The organism is Phaeobacter sp. JH20_08, from assembly GCF_048056635.1.
In the GTDB taxonomy this organism is placed as follows: domain Bacteria; phylum Pseudomonadota; class Alphaproteobacteria; order Rhodobacterales; family Rhodobacteraceae; genus Phaeobacter; species Phaeobacter bryozoorum.
The window spans coordinates 1-16,552 of sequence record NZ_JAYMVV010000007.1 but is presented as its reverse complement, the minus strand read 5'-3'; the positions used below and the strand labels follow the sequence as shown (position 1 = coordinate 16,552).

At 61.3% G+C, this 16,552-nt stretch carries 18 protein-coding genes; 11 read left to right on the top strand and 7 right to left on the bottom strand.

Annotated features, from left to right (window positions below; all coding sequences use genetic code 11):
• Positions 1 to 21: 21 nt before the first annotated feature.
• Positions 22 to 636, top strand: coding sequence for a nicotinate-nucleotide adenylyltransferase (locus tag VWY75_RS08080; protein WP_416536705.1), 615 nt, complete (start codon positions 22 to 24; stop codon positions 634 to 636).
• Here the strand turns inward: VWY75_RS08080 and VWY75_RS08075 are convergent.
• Entirely contained in the window at positions 616 to 1,422 is an 807-nt protein-coding gene (locus tag VWY75_RS08075; RefSeq protein WP_416536719.1) for a DMT family transporter, read from the bottom strand. The genes VWY75_RS08080 and VWY75_RS08075 overlap by 21 nt on opposite strands.
• A 153-nt stretch (positions 1,423 to 1,575) precedes the next feature.
• Between VWY75_RS08075 and dacB the strand changes: the two genes are divergently transcribed.
• A complete protein-coding gene (dacB, locus tag VWY75_RS08070) occupies positions 1,576 to 3,060 on the top strand; it encodes a D-alanyl-D-alanine carboxypeptidase/D-alanyl-D-alanine-endopeptidase (RefSeq protein WP_416537442.1) in 1,485 nt (494 codons plus the stop codon).
• Positions 3,061 to 3,147: 87 nt separating this feature from the next.
• Here dacB and VWY75_RS08065 read toward each other — a convergent pair whose 3' ends face one another.
• On the bottom strand, positions 3,148 to 3,522 hold the full coding sequence (locus VWY75_RS08065) for a VOC family protein (RefSeq protein WP_416536707.1): 375 nt from the start codon (positions 3,520 to 3,522) through the stop codon (positions 3,148 to 3,150).
• A 39-nt stretch (positions 3,523 to 3,561) separates the two neighbouring features.
• Here VWY75_RS08065 and VWY75_RS08060 point away from each other — a divergent pair, with 39 nt between their 5' ends.
• A complete protein-coding gene (locus VWY75_RS08060; RefSeq protein ID WP_416537441.1) occupies positions 3,562 to 4,104 on the top strand; it encodes a winged helix-turn-helix transcriptional regulator in 543 nt (180 codons plus the stop codon).
• 148 nt (positions 4,105 to 4,252) lie between these two features.
• Here VWY75_RS08060 and VWY75_RS08055 read toward each other — a convergent pair whose 3' ends face one another.
• A complete protein-coding gene (locus tag VWY75_RS08055) occupies positions 4,253 to 4,675 on the bottom strand; it encodes a tellurite resistance TerB family protein (protein WP_416536709.1) in 423 nt (140 codons plus the stop codon).
• A 433-nt stretch (positions 4,676 to 5,108) separates the two neighbouring features.
• Here VWY75_RS08055 and VWY75_RS08050 point away from each other — a divergent pair, with 433 nt between their 5' ends.
• The 3 genes from VWY75_RS08050 to VWY75_RS08040 all read left to right on the top strand — a co-directional run bounded on the left by VWY75_RS08050 (position 5,109) and on the right by VWY75_RS08040 (position 9,734).
• Positions 5,109 to 6,752 carry a lysine--tRNA ligase gene (locus tag VWY75_RS08050; protein WP_416536710.1) on the top strand — a complete coding sequence of 548 codons (1,644 nt, stop codon included), beginning with the start codon at positions 5,109 to 5,111 and terminating at the stop codon, positions 6,750 to 6,752.
• A gap of 147 nt (positions 6,753 to 6,899) precedes the next feature.
• A complete protein-coding gene (locus VWY75_RS08045; RefSeq protein ID WP_416537440.1) occupies positions 6,900 to 7,313 on the top strand; it encodes a DUF4864 domain-containing protein in 414 nt (137 codons plus the stop codon).
• Between the two features lie 135 nt (positions 7,314 to 7,448).
• Positions 7,449 to 9,734, top strand: coding sequence for a glycosyl hydrolase family 28-related protein (locus tag VWY75_RS08040; RefSeq protein ID WP_416537439.1), 2,286 nt, complete (start codon positions 7,449 to 7,451; stop codon positions 9,732 to 9,734).
• Between the two features lie 16 nt (positions 9,735 to 9,750).
• Here VWY75_RS08040 and VWY75_RS08035 read toward each other — a convergent pair whose 3' ends face one another.
• Positions 9,751 to 10,479, bottom strand: coding sequence for a hypothetical protein (locus VWY75_RS08035; RefSeq protein WP_340547284.1), 729 nt, complete (start codon positions 10,477 to 10,479; stop codon positions 9,751 to 9,753).
• Positions 10,480 to 10,625: 146 nt separating this feature from the next.
• Between VWY75_RS08035 and VWY75_RS08030 the strand changes: the two genes are divergently transcribed.
• The 3 genes from VWY75_RS08030 (at position 10,626) to VWY75_RS08020 (ending at position 11,825) form a co-directional block, all read left to right on the top strand.
• Positions 10,626 to 10,943, top strand: a complete 318-nt coding sequence (locus VWY75_RS08030; RefSeq protein WP_061049879.1) for an antibiotic biosynthesis monooxygenase family protein — start codon at positions 10,626 to 10,628, stop codon at positions 10,941 to 10,943.
• Positions 10,944 to 11,043: 100 nt separating this feature from the next.
• Positions 11,044 to 11,451, top strand: a complete 408-nt coding sequence (locus tag VWY75_RS08025) for a universal stress protein (RefSeq protein WP_416537438.1) — start codon at positions 11,044 to 11,046, stop codon at positions 11,449 to 11,451.
• Positions 11,452 to 11,558: 107 nt separating this feature from the next.
• A complete protein-coding gene (locus VWY75_RS08020) occupies positions 11,559 to 11,825 on the top strand; it encodes a zf-TFIIB domain-containing protein (RefSeq protein ID WP_416537581.1) in 267 nt (88 codons plus the stop codon).
• A gap of 154 nt (positions 11,826 to 11,979) precedes the next feature.
• Here VWY75_RS08020 and VWY75_RS08015 read toward each other — a convergent pair whose 3' ends face one another.
• Entirely contained in the window at positions 11,980 to 12,165 is a 186-nt protein-coding gene (locus VWY75_RS08015; protein WP_340547282.1) for a PLD nuclease N-terminal domain-containing protein, read from the bottom strand.
• Between the two features lie 149 nt (positions 12,166 to 12,314).
• On the opposite strand from VWY75_RS08015, the gene VWY75_RS08010 reads away from it, so the two are divergent.
• Complete coding sequence (locus VWY75_RS08010; protein WP_340547281.1) at positions 12,315 to 12,620, top strand: hypothetical protein; 306 nt, start codon at positions 12,315 to 12,317, stop codon at positions 12,618 to 12,620.
• A gap of 125 nt (positions 12,621 to 12,745) precedes the next feature.
• Here VWY75_RS08010 and uvrB read toward each other — a convergent pair whose 3' ends face one another.
• The gene (uvrB, locus tag VWY75_RS08005) at positions 12,746 to 14,944 is read right to left on the bottom strand and encodes an excinuclease ABC subunit UvrB (protein WP_340547280.1); all 2,199 of its coding nucleotides are present in this window, start codon (positions 14,942 to 14,944) and stop codon (positions 12,746 to 12,748) included.
• Positions 14,945 to 15,172: 228 nt separating this feature from the next.
• Between uvrB and VWY75_RS08000 the strand changes: the two genes are divergently transcribed.
• Positions 15,173 to 15,484, top strand: a complete 312-nt coding sequence (locus VWY75_RS08000) for an ETC complex I subunit (RefSeq protein ID WP_340547279.1) — start codon at positions 15,173 to 15,175, stop codon at positions 15,482 to 15,484.
• A gap of 726 nt (positions 15,485 to 16,210) precedes the next feature.
• Here the strand turns inward: VWY75_RS08000 and VWY75_RS07995 are convergent.
• A complete protein-coding gene (locus VWY75_RS07995) occupies positions 16,211 to 16,495 on the bottom strand; it encodes a DUF6966 domain-containing protein (RefSeq protein ID WP_416537437.1) in 285 nt (94 codons plus the stop codon).
• Positions 16,496 to 16,552 lie beyond the last annotated feature (57 nt).

Sequence of the window (16,552 nt, the reverse complement as noted above, 5' to 3'; positions counted from 1 at the left end):
ACTATGTGCATCAAGGCAGGCATGATGCACCGCTTGCCCCATATTCCGCCCGGTACCACTGTTGGCCTTCTGGGCGGGTCCTTTGATCCGCCGCATCAGGGGCATCGTGCCATCTCGCTGGCAGCGCTCAAACGCTTTGGGCTGGATCAGCTGGTCTGGCTGGTGTCGCCCGGCAATCCGCTGAAGGCGCACCCGCCAGCGCCGCTTGACCGCCGGATTGCCGCCGCGCGGGCGCTGATGGACCATCCGCGTGTGCAGATCAGCGGGATCGAGGCCGATGTCGGCACCTGCTACACGGCCGAGACGCTGCGCCTGCTGCGGCAGCGCCATCCCGGCGTGCGCTTTGTCTGGTTGATGGGGGCGGATAATCTGGCCGATTTCCACCGCTGGAAAGACTGGCGGCAGATTCTGGACACCGTACCCGTCGGAGTGCTGGCGCGACCGGGTGAGCGGATCTCGGCGCGGCTGTCGCCTGCCGCGCGGCTTTATGCACCGTATCGGCTGAAAGGTGGGCAGAGCCGTCTGCTGGCCCATGCCGAGGCCCCGGCCTGGTGTTTTGTGAATGTGCCGATGGTCAATATCAGCTCAAGCGCTATCCGGGCGCGTGGCGATTGGTCAGCGACGCAGCCGCGCTGAGACCAGACCGGCGCTGATGACCACACACAGACCGGCCCAGGTCAGCACATCAGGCCATTGATCAAAGACCAGCCAGCCGAGCGAGACGGCGGCGATCAGCTGGAAATAGACCAGCGGCGCCAGCCGTGACGCGGGTGCCTGCGCATAGGCAAAGAGCAGCAGCAGATTGCCCAGCATCGAAAACCCCGCACTGCCAAAAGTCAGCGCCGCAGTCGCCAGTCCAGGCGCGGGCAGGGCGGTCAGCCCCAGCGGCAGCGTCAGCAGCGCGCTGATCGACAACTGGGTCAGGCTCAGCTGCAGCGGCGTGCCAAGATGCGACAGCCAGCGCGAGGTGGTGAGAAATCCGCCGTAGAACACCCCCGCCAGAACCGCCCAGATCAGATTGACCGAGCCTCCCAGCCCGGGCCGCACCACCAGCAGCACGCCGCAGAATCCCAGCGCCATCAGCAGGCTGCGCGCCAGCGTCGCAGGTTCGCGCAGCAGCAGGACGGAGAGCACATAGCTAACCATCGGCCCGACAAAAAAGGCGGCAAACACATTTGCCAGCGGTTCGGTCTTCAATGCGATCTGGATCGACAGGATGCCGCCGCTCAGCAGCGCCGCGCGCAGCCACAGCCGCCAGTCGGCCAGCAGCGGATAGGCACTGCGCAAGGCAAACGGCGCCACCATCGCTGTGCCGATTGCAAATCGAGACCAGGCCACGAATCCCGGTGTCGCCAGACCGCCCGATGTGAGCAGTTTCCCGCAAAGGTCCCCGGCAGGGATCATTGACATGGCGACAAACATGATCATCACTGCCCGTACCATCGCGTCAGCGGTAGCAGGCGGCTCGGCCAAAGAAAAGCCGCCAGTTTGCGGTCGGGGGGCTGTCGGGCTGCGGCATAATAACCTGCCGCATGTTTGCAGAATTGTAGGGGTTTTGAGTAGACTATTGCTGATATGATTTCGCGACGATTTTTTCTGACCTCCGGCCTTGCCTCCGTGGCGGCGCAGACAGCCCTGGCCAATGCGCCGGCTGTTTCTCTGCGCCCGGTGGCACGGGATCCTGCCAGCCTGATCAGCGCCGGCGGCGGGCTGAAGGGGCTCCTGGCGCGCGCGGGCCTCTCTGGGCAGATTGCCTGCGCCGTGGCGGACGTCAAAAGCGGACTGCGGCTTGAGGCCGAGGGCGCCGCGTCGGCCCTGCCGCCGGCCAGCGTCGCCAAGGCGCTGACCGCTCTTTATGCGCTCGATGCGCTGGGGCCGGACCATCGCTTTACCACGCAGATTGTGGCCACCGGCGGGATCAGCGGCGGCGTGGTCGGCGGCGATCTGGTGCTGGTGGGCGGCGGCGATCCGATGCTCAACACCGACAATCTCGCGCGGCTGGCGCAGGCGCTGAAGGCGGCCGGCGTCCGCGAGGTGCGCGGTGCCTTCCGGATCTGGGAGGGGGCGCTGCCGCAGATCGCTTCGATCGACCCGGGTCAGCCCGATCACGTCGGCTACAGCCCGGCCATTTCTGGCCTCGCGCTCAATTACAACCGGGTGCATTTCGAATGGAAACGCGCAGGACAGGGCTGGGCGGTGACCATGGATGCCCGCACCGAGAAATATCGCCCCGAAGTCTCCGTTGCCACGATGAAGATCTCGCAGCGCAGCCTGCCGGTTTACAGCTATTCCGAACGCAACGACACCGATCACTGGACCGTCGCCAGCCAGGCTCTGGGCAAAGGCGGCGCGCGCTGGCTGCCGGTGCGCCATCCGGGCGCCTATGCCGCCGATGTGTTCCGCACCATGGCGCGCGCGAACGGGATCAAGCTGGGCGCGCCGAAACCGGCCAACGCGCCGCCCTCGGGGCAGGTGGTGGCCCATCACAACAGCCCACCGCTTGATCTGATGCTGAAGGCGACGCTGAAATATTCCAACAACCTGATGGCCGAGATGATCGGCCTGGCGGCAACGCAGGCGCGTGGTGGCCGGCCGCGCACGCTGAAGGATTCGGCGGCGGCGATGAACAGCTGGGCTGCGGCAACCTATGGCATGACCAATACCCGGCTGGTGGATCATTCCGGTCTGGGCGAGGCGTCGCGGATCACACCGGATGACATGGTCAGCGCGCTGGTGGCCTCCTATCGGGACGGGCGGCTGAAACCGCTGCTCAAATCCTTCCCGATGCGCGACAGTAAGGGGCGCGTGCTGAAAGCGCATCCGATCAAGGTCACCGCCAAGACCGGTACGCTCAATTTCGTATCGGGTCTGGGCGGCTTCATGACCGCGACCGACGGCACCGTGCTGGCCTTTGCCATATTCAGCGCCGACCAGCAGGCCCGCGCACGCATACCCCGCGCCGAACGCGAGCGCCCCAAAGGCGCGCAAAGCTGGAATCGCCGCGCCAAAAAGCTGCAACAGAGCCTGATCGAACGCTGGGGCCGCGTCTACGGCAGCTGAGCCGTGGAGATGCAAATGGCGCGCGGGCGTATCAGGCGTGGCCCGTTACCTGGTTTGCTGCTCTGCCACGGCTCCGGCCGATCAGCTTTAACCGCCGGTCAAATCCTGTGCGAGCATCAGCGCGTTGCCGTCGGGGTCGTAGAAGGTCGCGGTTTTGACCATGCCTTCGACCACATCCGTTTCGCCATCAAATTTGACGTTGGCCTGTTCCAGTTTCTGCCGGGCCGACTCCAGATCAGCGCAGCCAAAGACAGGGACGCAGTTTCCCGGCGCGGGCTTCGTGTGCTCGCCAAGGCCGATTGCGACTCCGGGCGTGTTGGTTTGAACCTCGGACCAGCCTGCCTCGTCAGCATGATAGAGCAACTCAAAGCCCAACATGGTTTCGTACCATTTGGCGCTGGCGTGGCGATCCTTGACCGACATTGCGATGGTGATGGTTTGATCTACTGAAACGAGTGACATGGGCTTTCCTTATGATCTAAAATATACTAACTATACTTTATGGACATAATGACGCTTGTCAACATCACATCCAGGGCCTGGGCAATGCCCATTCTGTCGAGCCTCAGTTCCGGTATCGCCGGGCGGCAGGCGCCGTTGCTGGCTGCGACCGGTGCCAGCCGGACCGCCTTTGCGCAAAGTATGGATCATTTGATTGACCTTGGCCTGATTGAGCGCAACCCGGGCTACGGTCATCCGCTACGCCCCGAATTTCGGCTCACTCAATCAGGCGCGGCAGCCGCAGCCATCGCCTGCAAGATCCACGATGTCGCGTGCGAGGACGACCGGCCCCTGCTGCGCCGGTCATGGACCTTGCCGGTTCTGACAACGCTTCACAGACCAAGTCATTTCAGCGACATCAAGCGAAACCTGCCGACAATAACGGATCGGGCCCTGTCGCAGTCATTGAAATCAATGGAAGCAAAAAGCTGGGTGTGCCGCAGCGTGGATGGTGCGGCCCGCCCGCCCCGGTCTATCTATCACGCGGTGAACACCGGTGGTCTGATAAGCCAGGTCATGGCCCCAGAATTCACCGGCATCTAGACAACAGGCAATTTAGTGACAGGTGGCTGAGGTCGGGCAAGCCCCCCGCCTCGCGGCCCCTTGAGTGCGTGAGTGTTCGCGGCCCTTCTCTGGCCCCGGCAGCGGATCTTCTGTGGCGTTCGCGCCCGGTGCTGCCGTGGTGCCTGCCTCAGACCATATGGCGGGCGCGGGCGCCGCGCTCGATGGCGGCGGCGTGCAGCCGGTCGATGTTCAGCTCATAGCGGATTTCTTCCAGCAGCCGCAGCTCCGACTCGGCAAGGCTGCCATCGGCCGCGGCCACATCGCAGGCCAGTGCATAGGCGGTCTCAAACAGCCGCTCGGGCAGATCCTCGCGGATCAGGCCGAACAGCGCATCCAGCCCGTCCTCCTGCTCAAAAAGGTCAAACACCGTCTGCGAGGTGCGGTTCATCCGGTCGATGTCGTAATCGGCAAAGACCGGCAGCATGTTGACGGCGGATTGGATTTTCACCAGCTCGGCGGTGCGGATATTCTCATCCGAGGCCGAGACCGCCACCATCAGCGCAACGAGGCAATCCTGCGGGGTAAAGGGGTGGGCGGTCTGGGTGTTCATTGTGGGATTCCAGTAAATTGGCACGGGTTCGTGAACAAGAATAGGCATCCCCCACGGCCCAATCAACGGGTCAATGCGTCACCGGGTGAAATCCGCTGCCGCCTCCCGCTCTTCATCGGTGCGGCGAGGGGCGCGCAGCAGGCGGGGGCGGGGCGAGGGGCCAGCAGAATGCAGGCCGCTTCGGGATCGCCCGCCGGGACCGCGCAAATCGCGCGACATTGGGGCCGTTTGGGCGCTGTTGGGGCGCTATTCTGGTGCTGAAACACTGCGGTTTCTTGACACGTATCGCCGCTCACCATAGGTGAGGCCGACCGGGTGCATGGGGCGCCCGGCAGTGGTGAGCCGCCCGCAGTCACCGGCGCCCGAGACAGCGCCGCAGACGGGGGGCTAGCAGTCCGACCGGAGCCACCTCCGGTTGCCGATGGAGAACATGATGTCTGATCTGCGCGAAGAAGCTCTGAAGAGCAAAGCCTGGCCGTTTGAAGAAGCCCGCCGGGTTCTCAAACGTTATGCCAAGGGCGCGCCGGAAAAGGGCTATGTCCTGTTCGAAACCGGCTATGGCCCCTCCGGCCTGCCGCATATCGGCACCTTTGGCGAGGTGGCCCGCACCACGATGATCAAGAAAGCCTTCGAGGTGATTTCGGATATTCCGACGAAGCTGATCTGCTTTTCGGATGATCTCGACGGGATGCGCAAGATCCCCGGCAACGTGCCAAATGCCGACAGCCTGCAGGACCACCTGCAAAAGCCGCTGACCTCGGTGCCGGATCCCTTTGGCGAATACGAGAGCTTTGGCCATCATAACAACGCCATGCTGCGCCGGTTCCTTGATACCTTCGGCTTTGAGTATGAGTTCTATTCGGCCACCGAATTCTACGGCTCCGGTCAGTTCGACGAGATCCTGAAGCGCGCCGTCGACAAATACGACGACATCATGGCGATCATGCTGAAGTCCCTGCGCGAAGAGCGCCGTCAGACCTATTCGATCTTCCTGCCGATCCACCCGGACACCGGCCGCGTGCTCTATGTGCCGATGAAGAAGGTCTGCGCCGAGACCTATACCATCACCTTTGATGACGAGGACGGCAAGGAATGGACCCTGCCGGTGACCGGCGGCAACGTGAAACTTCAGTGGAAGCCCGACTTCGGCGCCCGCTGGGCGGCACTTGGCGTTGATTTCGAGATGTACGGCAAGGATCACTCCACCAATACACCGATCTATGATGGCATCTGCCGGGTGCTGGGCGTCCCGGCGCCGGAGCATTTCACCTATGAGCTGTTCCTCGATGCCAACGGTCAGAAGATCTCCAAGACCTCGGGCAACGGGATTTCCATTGATGAATGGCTGACCTATGCCTCGACCGAGAGCCTGGCCTATTTCATGTATCTGAAGCCCAAGACGGCGAAGCGGATGCACTTCGATGTGATCCCCAAGGCGGTGGACGAATACCACCAGCAGCTGCGCGCCTATCACACCCAGGATCTGAAGGGACAGCTGAACAACCCGGTCTGGCACATCCACGCAGGCGATGTGCCGCAGTCGGATATGGTGGTGCCATTCTCGATGCTGTTGAACCTCGCTTCGGCCTCCAGCGCCGAGGACAAGGCAACCATGTGGGGCTTCATCAACAAATACGCCCCCGACGCGACGCCAGAGAGCAATCCGACCATGGATCAGGCGGCGGGCTTTGCGGTGGCCTATTTCAACGATTTCGTGAAACCGGCAAAGACCTATCGCCTGCCCACCGATCAGGAGCGTGCGGCGCTTCAGGATCTGGCGGATGCGCTGAAATCGCCCGAAGCCGCGCTGGCCGCGATTGCCAAGAAGAACGAGATCGCAGGCAGCACCGACCCGCTGCCCGAGGCCGATTTCGCGGATGAGGAATTCCTGCAATCCGTTGTCTTTGCCATCGGCAAGATCCACGGGTTCGAGCCGCTGCGCGCCTGGTTCTCGGCCATCTACGAGGTGCTGCTGGGCGCCACGCAGGGGCCGCGTTTCGGCGGGTTCATCGCCCTTTACGGGGTCGAGGACACCATCACGCTGATTGATCAGGCGCTGGCGGGTGAGCTGGTCTGACTCCGCAGCCATATGTCAACGGAAGGGCGCCTGTAACGGGCGCCCTTTTTGTTTCGCGCAGGGCGCAGCGGCGCGGCAAAACAGGCAGCGGTGATTGACCGCGCCCGCGCCGGGGCTAGCTGACAGGGGCATCAGAGGAGATCTGCCATGCGCAAGTTTTTGTTGATGAGTGTTTCTGTCGCCCTGTTGTCGCTGCCGGTTCCGGGTGCCGCCGAGGGGCGCGATAGCGCGATAACCGGGGTGATCGCAGATCAGATCGCCGCCTTTCTCAGGCGTGATTCCGAGGCCGCCTTTGCCCATGCGTCGCCGATGATTCAGGGGCTGTTCGGCAATTCCGAGCGTTTTGCACAGATGGTGCAGTCGGGCTACCCGATGGTCTGGCAACCGGATGAGGTGCGCTATCTGGGGCTGCGCACCGTGGCCGGTGGCCTGTGGCAGCGGGTGATGATCACCGATCCAGAGGGGCGGGTACATCTTCTGGATTATCAGATGGTTGAGACCCCGACCGGCTGGAAGATCAACGCCGTTCAGCTGCTGACGGAGGATGCGCCCGCGACCTGATTCTCCCCCCCCGGTGCATACCCTGCGAACGCCCCTCTGAGGGCGCGTTAAACCCCGTCCTTTACAACCCTTTCCCTGAGTGAACCGGGCTGCGGCCTGATCAGCCGGAAACGGCGGTATTAGAAAGGGTGACTGATGAACATAGCGATCACTGACGGCGTAGAGCTGATGCCCCCGGCCTTTGCCGAGGGGCTCAACAACTGGTCCAGCGGCAATGGCACACCGGGGTCGGACACCTATCAGGGCGCGGCCAATGCGGCCTTTGTCGCGGCGGATGCCGATTTTGGCGGCTGTCTTGAACTGCAAAAGACCGCTTCGGTGCAGAAACTGCGCAATATGACCCGCACCATGCTGACGCCGGGCTGCTATTTGCAGGTCACCGCGCGGGTAAAGGCGGTCAGCGGTGCCCTGCCAACCGTTCGCATCGCGGCCTGGGCCGGGCAGTCGGGCGGCGGTCATCTGGGCGGCGTGGTCGAGACCGGGGCGGGCACCAGCCTGTCGACCTACGGAAAAGTGGTTGAGGTATCGGCCATTATCGGCACCGGCAGCCGCAATGGCGTCGATATGGCCTGGGGGCTTGAGGGGCGCTTTGCCCATGTGGGGCTGGATCTGATCGGGCCAAATGGCGGCGTGGTGCGGGTCGACGATATCGAGGTACGCGATGTCACCGGAGTCTTCCTGCGCAATATGATCAGCCTGGTGGATGTGACCGACTATGGCGCAATCGGTGATGGTAGCACCGACAATACTGCCGCCTTTGAGGCGGCTGATGCCGCGGCCGCCGGCCGTCGTGTGCTGGTCCCTGCGGGGGAATTCTACCTCGGGAGCACCGTGTCGATGAACCATGAGGTCCAGTTTGAAGGCACCGTCCGCATGCCCACCAGCCGGATGCTGCTGCTGACCCGCAATTTCGATTTCCCCAGCTATGCCGCGGCTTTCGGGGATGAGGAACTGGGCTTCAAGAAGGCGTTTCAGGCGCTGTTGAACAATGCCGATCATGAATCGCTGGATCTGTGCGGGCGCAAGGTCACCCTGCGCGGACCCGTCGATATGCAGGCGGCGGTCCCCAACAAGACCAGCTACGCGACCCGCCGGGTGATCCGCAACGGCCAGCTGGAGGCTGCCGCCAATGCCGCCTGGGACACCGATACCATCACCGCTCAGGCAACCTATAGCACCAGCGCATCCCGCAAGCTGACAAATGTCGCCAATATCGCCAATATTCCCGTTGGCGCGCTTGTCGAAGGCAGCGGCGTCGGGCGCGAAATCTACGTCCGGGACAAGAACGTGGGCGCGGGCGAACTGACCCTGACCGCGCCGCTTTATGATGCGGTGGGCACCCAGCAATACACCTTTCGCGACTTCAAATACATGTTGGATTTCAGCGGCTTCAGCGCGCTCAGTAAATTCGGCATGACCGAGGTCGAGATTCAGTGCGACGGGCGCTGTAGCGGCATTCGTCTGGCCCCGGCCGGCACCGTGTTCAGCCTGGACCACTGCTTTATTTCGCGGCCACGAAACCGCGGCATCACCTCCATCGGATCCGGCTGTCAGGGTATCCTGATCGACAATTGCCAGTTCCTGTCCGATGAAGAGCCGCTGAATGTCGGCGCCCGGCAATCCATCGCGCTGAACGTCAACGCCAATGATGCCAAGCTGCGCAACAATCGCGCCACCAAGTTCCGCCATTTCGCATTGCTGGGTGGCCAGAACCAGACGGTGACCGGCAATCACTTCTTTCAGGGCGATACCGTTGCCGATGGCAGCCGCACCGCCGGTCTGATCCTGACCAGCACCAATTGCGCCTCGACCGTGTCGGACAATTACATCGACAATTGTTTTGTCGAATGGACCAATGAACGCGATGCCCGCCCCGATTTCACCAGCGGCTTCTCCTTCAGCGCCCTGTCGATCACCGACAATGTGTTCCTGTCCGGCGATGTCGCCCCCTGGTTCAGCTACATCGTGGTAAAGCCTTATGGCAGCGGCCATTTTCTGAACGGGATGACCGTGTCGGGGAATAAATTCCGCTCCATCAACGGCACCATCGACCGGGCAGAGCGGGTCGATACCAGCTTCTCCGACCTCGATTTCAGCCGCACCAGGGATATCTTCTACGAGGGCAACACCTATCACAACGTCTCAACCGCGGTGGCCAACCCGCTCAGGATTGAACATGTGCAGGGCAGCGCGGCCACGACCTGGACCGTCGACACCCAAGATGCGCTGCCATTTCGCGGTCAGGCACGGGGCATCGACAGCGTCGTCGCCATTGGCCCGGTAGAGCTCGGCGGCGGCGCCGATCGCCATGCCATGCCCTATGCCAAGCTGCGCGTCGGCAGCCGTCGCGATCAGGTCCAGCTGGTCTGGCCGGAGGCGGTGCGCGGCACGGTGCAGGTAACGGTGCGTGTGGACAGGTGATCCGCAGCGCTGGGGGTCAGAACCGGTGCCAGATCGCCAGTTTGATCCCCAGCGCGCGTGTTTCGGCGCGCTTGTGCTGGAGACCGATCACCAGCTCCGGCGCGCTCTTTCCGAACCGCTTTGCCAGTGGCAGCCGCAGGCTGGGGGTGATGGAAAAGGACAGCGGCGCGCCCGCTGTCCTGCTGGTTTCCACCTGCAGCAGCGGCGCCAGCTTGCCGGGGCGGTTCAGCCCCAGCGTGGCATCCAGTTTCCAGGTCTGCTGCCGCCCCTTGCTGCGCCATTCATGACCCAGATCCAGAGCGATCCAACCCGACAGCGGCCTGCCTTTCAGCGCGATGTCGAACCCGCGCCCATAGGACAGGGTGATCCGCTGCATCGGCGCCCAGACCCCGCTGCTCTGATTGGCCCCCAGCGCCAGCTCCACCGCGGTATTTGCCTGTCCCAGACGGGGCAGGGGGTGGCGCAGAAACAGCAGCGCATGGGCGGAGCTGCCGCGGCTGACATTCAGATCGGCGCCGAGGGTCCAGCGCGGATGCAGGCCAAATTCCCCGTAAAATCCGATCTCTGCCGGCAGGCGCTGCCCCTCGCTCAGCCCTTTCAGCGCGGCCAGGTCGCGGCGCAGCGTCAGGCTGGTCGCGCTGAACCCCTGACCCTCCTGCTGCAACCACGCCCCGGCGGAAACCGAGGCCAGCGGCATCAGGCAGAGGGCAAGGACAGCCAGTAAGCGTAGGAACCCGTGCAGCATAAAAACACTTTAAAGTTGATTTTATTTTTGACCACTCTTTTTATGCGTCTATTGGACAAGGATCGACGATCCTGCCGGGGCGGGCAAAAACCTCTGCCGGATTTCCTCAAACCGGCGTAGGCTGGAGATGGACAACGGAGGAAGCCATGCCGACGATAGCGACCAATACCGAAACCCAAACCGTGATCACCACCTTTGAGATGACGCCGGGCACCTGTCAGGATCTGCTGGATGCCCTGACCGAAGCCTATGCGGAGTTCATTTCGCATCAGCCGGGCTTTATCTCTGCCGGGCTGCATGTGAATGACGCCCAGACGCGGATCGCCAATTATTCGCAGTGGCGGCGGCGGGAGGATTTTATGGCCATGCTGCGCAGCACCGAGATGCGCAACCGCAATCGCAAGATCAACGAGCTTTGTCGCAGTTTTGAACCGGTGATGTATGAGGTTGCCGCAACCTTTTGATCTCTGGTGCGTTTCCGTGTTGTACGCGGCTGATCTCGATCAAGGCAGGCCGGTGGGCGCGGCCTCATGATGGGGGTGCCGCAGACAGAGGAGACCGCAAATGTATCATAATATTCTTGTCCCGATTTCGTTTGATCCCGACCGAGATGTGAGCGCCCCGCTAAAGCTGGCGGGGCTGCTGGCCACGCCAGAGGCCCGGATCACCCTTCTGCATGTGGTTGAACAGGTGCCGGCCTATGCGATTTCCTATATGCCGATCGATTATCTGGAGGGCACCCGCAAGGCGCTTCAGGCGGAGCTGGACGGCCTGGCCCAGACATTGCCCAACGCGACCGGGCTGCTGATTGATGGCCATTCCGGTCGTTCGATTCTGGACTGGGCCGAACAGAACGCACCCGACCTGATCATCATCGCCTCGCACCGGCCGGGGATGCAGGACCTGCTGCTGGGATCGACCGCCACGCAGGTGGTGCGCCACGCGGCCTGTGCGGTGCATGTCGTGCGCTGAGACTTGCGGTTTTTTGACGCGAGGCCAGCAATTCCTCGCCGACAGGCTTGTTCCGCGCGGCAGCCGACCCCACTTGGATTGCAATCAGGTTTAGCGAGGAGAAAACGATGCAATGTCCAATTGACGGCGCCCAGCTGGTAATGACCGACCGGGCCGGTGTGGAAATCGACTATTGTCCGCAATGCCGGGGTGTTTGGCTTGATCGCGGTGAATTGGATAAAATCATCGAACGGTCCAGCCAGCCAGCGCCGCAGCCGCAGAGTCGGCAGCAGGACAGTTATCGCCCTGAAAAACGCGATTCAGACCGGAATTATTCGGAAAAACGCTACAAGAAAAAACGGGGTGGCTTTCTTGAGGACCTGTTTGATTTCTGATCTGAAAAATGCAGAAAACCGCCTTTTGCAAATAAGGGCGGTTTGTTCATAGCTATCTGGTGAGATGCGCGGGCAGCCTGCCGCACCAGTTAGTGCAGATAAAAATATGCCCCGGCGCCATGATCTGGCTGCCGGGGCATTATCTAACGCACTGTTAGATATGTGCTTTGCTGCCGCGTGGGCCTGCGATTAGCCATGCGATCAGGCCGATCACCGGCAGGACCAGGATGACAAGGGTCCAGATCACCTTGGCTGCGGTCGATGCGCCGGATGTCAGGACCTGGTAGATCGCGTAGAGGTCAGCGATAAGAATAAGCAGACCAAGAAGACTGTAACCCATTTTCTCTCTCCATCAATTTTGTTCTGTCTGCTCAACCTTTCAGACGCCAGAAAGGTTCCGCTAAAATTTTTGGGAACCTTTTTGTGAGGTGGGTTGTTTGCTTCTCGAACCATCACTGAGATGTATCGCAATCTGAAAGGAACCACGCTATGAAAACCGCTACCGGAATTATTATGGGTATTGTTGCTGTAATCGCCATTGCGGTCGGCATCTACATGGTCGACGTCGACCAGACCGAAGAGGCAAGCCTGCCTGACGTGGATGTCAGCGTCGAAGGTGGCAACCTGCCGAAATTTGATGCCGAAGTCGGTTCCGTCTCCATCACCGAGGAAACCGCCACCGTAAAGGTTCCCGACGTTGATGTGACCATGGAAGAAGCCGAAATCTCGGTGCCCGGTCTGAAAGTGACCCCGCCGGAAGACGCTGCTGACGAAGTTGCCGCCGAATCCAACTAATGCCAGTCCGCCTGTGACCCGGCATTCACTGCCCCCCGCATTTGCGGGGGGTATTTTCGTTTTGGACCCCTATCCGGTCGCCGGTGCTGCGGACCGGGCCGAGGCCGCGCCGCAACGGTGGGCACCTATGAAAATTTCTTCTGCGATTTGCCGCGATAGGCCCGTGTCCCGGCCTTGCCCGCAGTGGACCGGCCCCGTGATTTGACCGCCGCCTCCGATGCGGCTTCGACGGCGGACTGCCGCGCCAGCGGATCGTCGGAAATCGCCAGATCCACCGCTTCCAGCCGTTTGACCTCGTCGCGCAGCCGGGCTGCCTCCTCGAACTCCAGGTTCTCCGCCGCCTTGCGCATCTGTTCGCGCAGCCCGGCCAGATGGGCCTCCAGATTGGCGCCGTGCATCGGTTTGTCGAGGGTTGCGGTCACGCGGTTCATATCCACATCGCCCGCATAAAGACCGGCCAGCACGTCCTCGACGTTCTTTTTCACCGTCGCAGGCGTGATGCCATGTTCAAGGTTATAGGCGATCTGCTTGTCACGGCGGCGGTTGGTCTCACCAAGCGCGCGCTCCATCGAGCCGGTAATCCGATCGGCATACATGATGACGCGGCCCTCGGCGTTCCGCGCGGCGCGGCCAATGGTCTGGATCAGCGAGGTCTCCGAGCGCAGGAAACCCTCCTTGTCGGCATCGAGAATCGCGACCAATCCGCATTCGGGAATATCCAGCCCTTCGCGCAACAGGTTGATGCCAATGAGCACGTCAAAAGCGCCAAGCCGCAGATCGCGCAGGATTTCGATCCGCTCCAGCGTGTCGATGTCGGAGTGCATGTAGCGCACCTTGATGCCCTGTTCGTGCAGGTATTCGGTCAGGTCCTCGGCCATGCGTTTGGTCAGCGTGGTCACAAGGGTGCGGAACCCATCGGCGGTGACACGGCGCACCTCGTCCAGCAGATCATCCACCTGCATCGAGACCGGGCGGATCTCCACCTGCGGATCCAGAAGGCCGGTGGGGCGGATCACCTGCTCGGCAAAGACGCCGCCGGACTGTTCGATTTCCCAGGCCGAGGGCGTGGCGGAAACAAACACCGACTGCGGGCGCATCGCGTCCCATTCCTCGAATTTGAGGGGACGGTTGTCCATGCACGATGGCAGGCGGAAACCATGTTCCGCGAGGGTGAATTTGCGCCTATGGTCGCCTTTGTACATGCCGCCGATCTGCGGCACGGAGACATGGGATTCATCCGCAAAAACAATGGCATTGTCGGGAATGAATTCAAACAGGGTCGGCGGCGGCTCGCCCGGTGCGCGGCCCGTCAGATAGCGCGAATAATTCTCGATCCCGTTGCAATGGCCGGTGGCCTCCAGCATTTCAATGTCAAAATTGGTGCGCTGTTCCAGCCGCTGCGCCTCCAGCAGCTTGCCCTCACCAACCAGCTGGTCGAGCCGCATTTTCAGCTCTTCCTTGATCGAGATCACCGCCTGTTTCAGCGTTGGTTTCGGCGTCACGTAATGCGAATTCGCATAGACCCGGATCTGGTCGAAGCTGCCGGTCTTTTCCCCGGTGAGCGGGTCGAACTCGGTGATGCCTTCCAGCTCCTCGCCAAAGAAGGACAGCCGCCAGGCGCGATCCTCAAGGTGGGCCGGGAAAATCTCCAGCGAATCGCCGCGCACCCGGAAGGAGCCGCGCTGAAACGCCTGATCGTTGCGCTTGTACTGCTGGGCAACCAGATCGGCCATCACCTGCCGCTGGTCATATTCGTCGCCGACCTTCAGGTCCTGCGTCATCGCCGAATAGGTCTCGACCGAACCGATACCGTAGATGCAGGAGACCGACGCGATGATGATCACATCGTCCCGTTCCAGCAGTGCACGGGTCGCTGAGTGGCGCATCCGGTCGATCTGTTCGTTGATCTGGCTTTCCTTCTCGATATAGGTGTCAGAGCGCGCGACATAGGCCTCCGGCTGGTAATAGTCGTAGAAGGAGACGAAGTATTCGACCGAGTTTTCGGGAAAGAAGCCTTTGAATTCGCCGTATAATTGCGCTGCCAGCGTCTTGTTTGGGGCAAGGATAATGGCCGGGCGCTGGGTCTCCTCGATCACCTTCGCCATGGTAAAGGTCTTGCCGGTGCCGGTGGCGCCCAGCAGCACCTGATTGCGCTCGCCCTCCAGCACACCTTCGGAGAGCTCCTTGATGGCGGTGGGCTGGTCGCCCGCCGGATCGAACTCGGTGTGCATGACAAATTTCCGCCCGCCTTCCAGCTTGGGACGCTGCTGCGGCGCGCGGTCGGCCATCATGGGCATGGATTTGTCGGAATGGGCGTATGGCATATGGCTCTCTCCTGCTAGGGGCAGAGATTGGTCTGTTTTTGTTCTTATTCAAGGGGCTTTTTCCACCCCGCGCCCGGCGATGGCTTCGCAGCGGCGCAAAATGCCGGTCGCTGAGGGCGGAAATCCCGGTTTTTCCTGCCAAACCCGTGCAATCTGCGGCATTTGCCACCTTGCCCGTGATCAGGGTTCAGCGCATATAGGGGGCAGAGATCTGAGAGGAGATATCCCATGCGAGCGCGGATTTATCGGCCAGCCAAGAATGCCATGACCTCCGGTATGGCCAAGACCCGCAAATGGGTCCTGGATTTCGTGCCCACCAGCGCGCGGGAAGTGGATCCGCTGATGGGCTGGACCTCCTCACATGACACCCAAAGCCAGGTCCGCCTGCGGTTCGACACCAAGGAAGCGGCGCTGGAATACGCCGAGGCCAATGGCATCGACGCCATCGTGACCGAACCAAAGACCCGCAAGGCCAACATCCGGGCGGGCGGCTACGGCGAAAACTTCGCCACCAACCGCCGCGCCCCCTGGACGCACTAGGGTCAGTGTAAATCGGGGCAAAGTTGTCTCGAAATTGGGGCAAGGATGTTGCGAAGTCGAGCTCCAATCAGCATGTAGGGTGCTCACAGGGTGCCCTGTCTACTTCTAGGGTGGCTGTGGCGGCAGTTGTAAATCGGGATCAAGTTGCGGCCGGATGGTCCACAAGACCCGGCAGACGCAATTTTCTGAGGATACAAGTCGACCCAGTGGGTGCCTTTTTGGGTTCGAAACCTGATCAATTCACAGTCGTGAACGTCAAGCAAAGCTTAGGATTTACACCAAAGCTTCGGCAGATCATCTGGTAAAGCGGCTCAGTAACACCCATGCCTTGTCAGCATCGGCACCCTCTCTTGCGACAGACTGCTCCTGATCGGCAGTAAGCACGATTGGTCTGCAGTTAGCCTCATTGCTCAGCGCCTCTATGAGGCGGAGCCGTACCCAAGGGCTGCTTTACACATTCGTGCTTGGCGCAGCTTCGGCCTGTTGCAGGCGCAAAAATCCCTTCAGACCCCATAGTTGCCATGCTGAGAGACGTGGCAGCCTTGGCTGATGCTGAGGTCGGCACCAAGGGGACCGCGAAGCGCAGATAGTGACCATTGCAAAGTCGTGGTTTAGCAGCGGCCAGACGCTGCACGAGCACTAGTAGAAGCCGCCGTTCGCCGCGTCTGCAGCCCTCAAATACCGGCCGTCGTCCGCTGGGCGGTCGAAGCAGTCGTTCCGGGATGTTTATTTCAATGCTTGCGCCAGCTCGTATGCACGTGTTCGTTCTTCCGCAAGCTCGATGTTGGCGGAAGCCGGAGCATCAAGGATCAAGTCGCTTAAGCTTCCCAGGCCACCAAATAATCCTTCAAATAATTGTACGCTGTAACCATCAGATTTTTCTGCGACTTGGCGCACTCGTGACAGTTTCTCTGCCCAAAACTCCTGATCGTGCTCTGCAAGAATGGCTTCCAGCTTTCGCAGGCTGGAAATAAATTCAAGTACGTCCGGATGAAGCGGTTTTGGGCCCATACCTTTCTATGTCACACGAAGAAATCAGGCGTGCAAGGCTTTCAAGCAGAAGAGAGT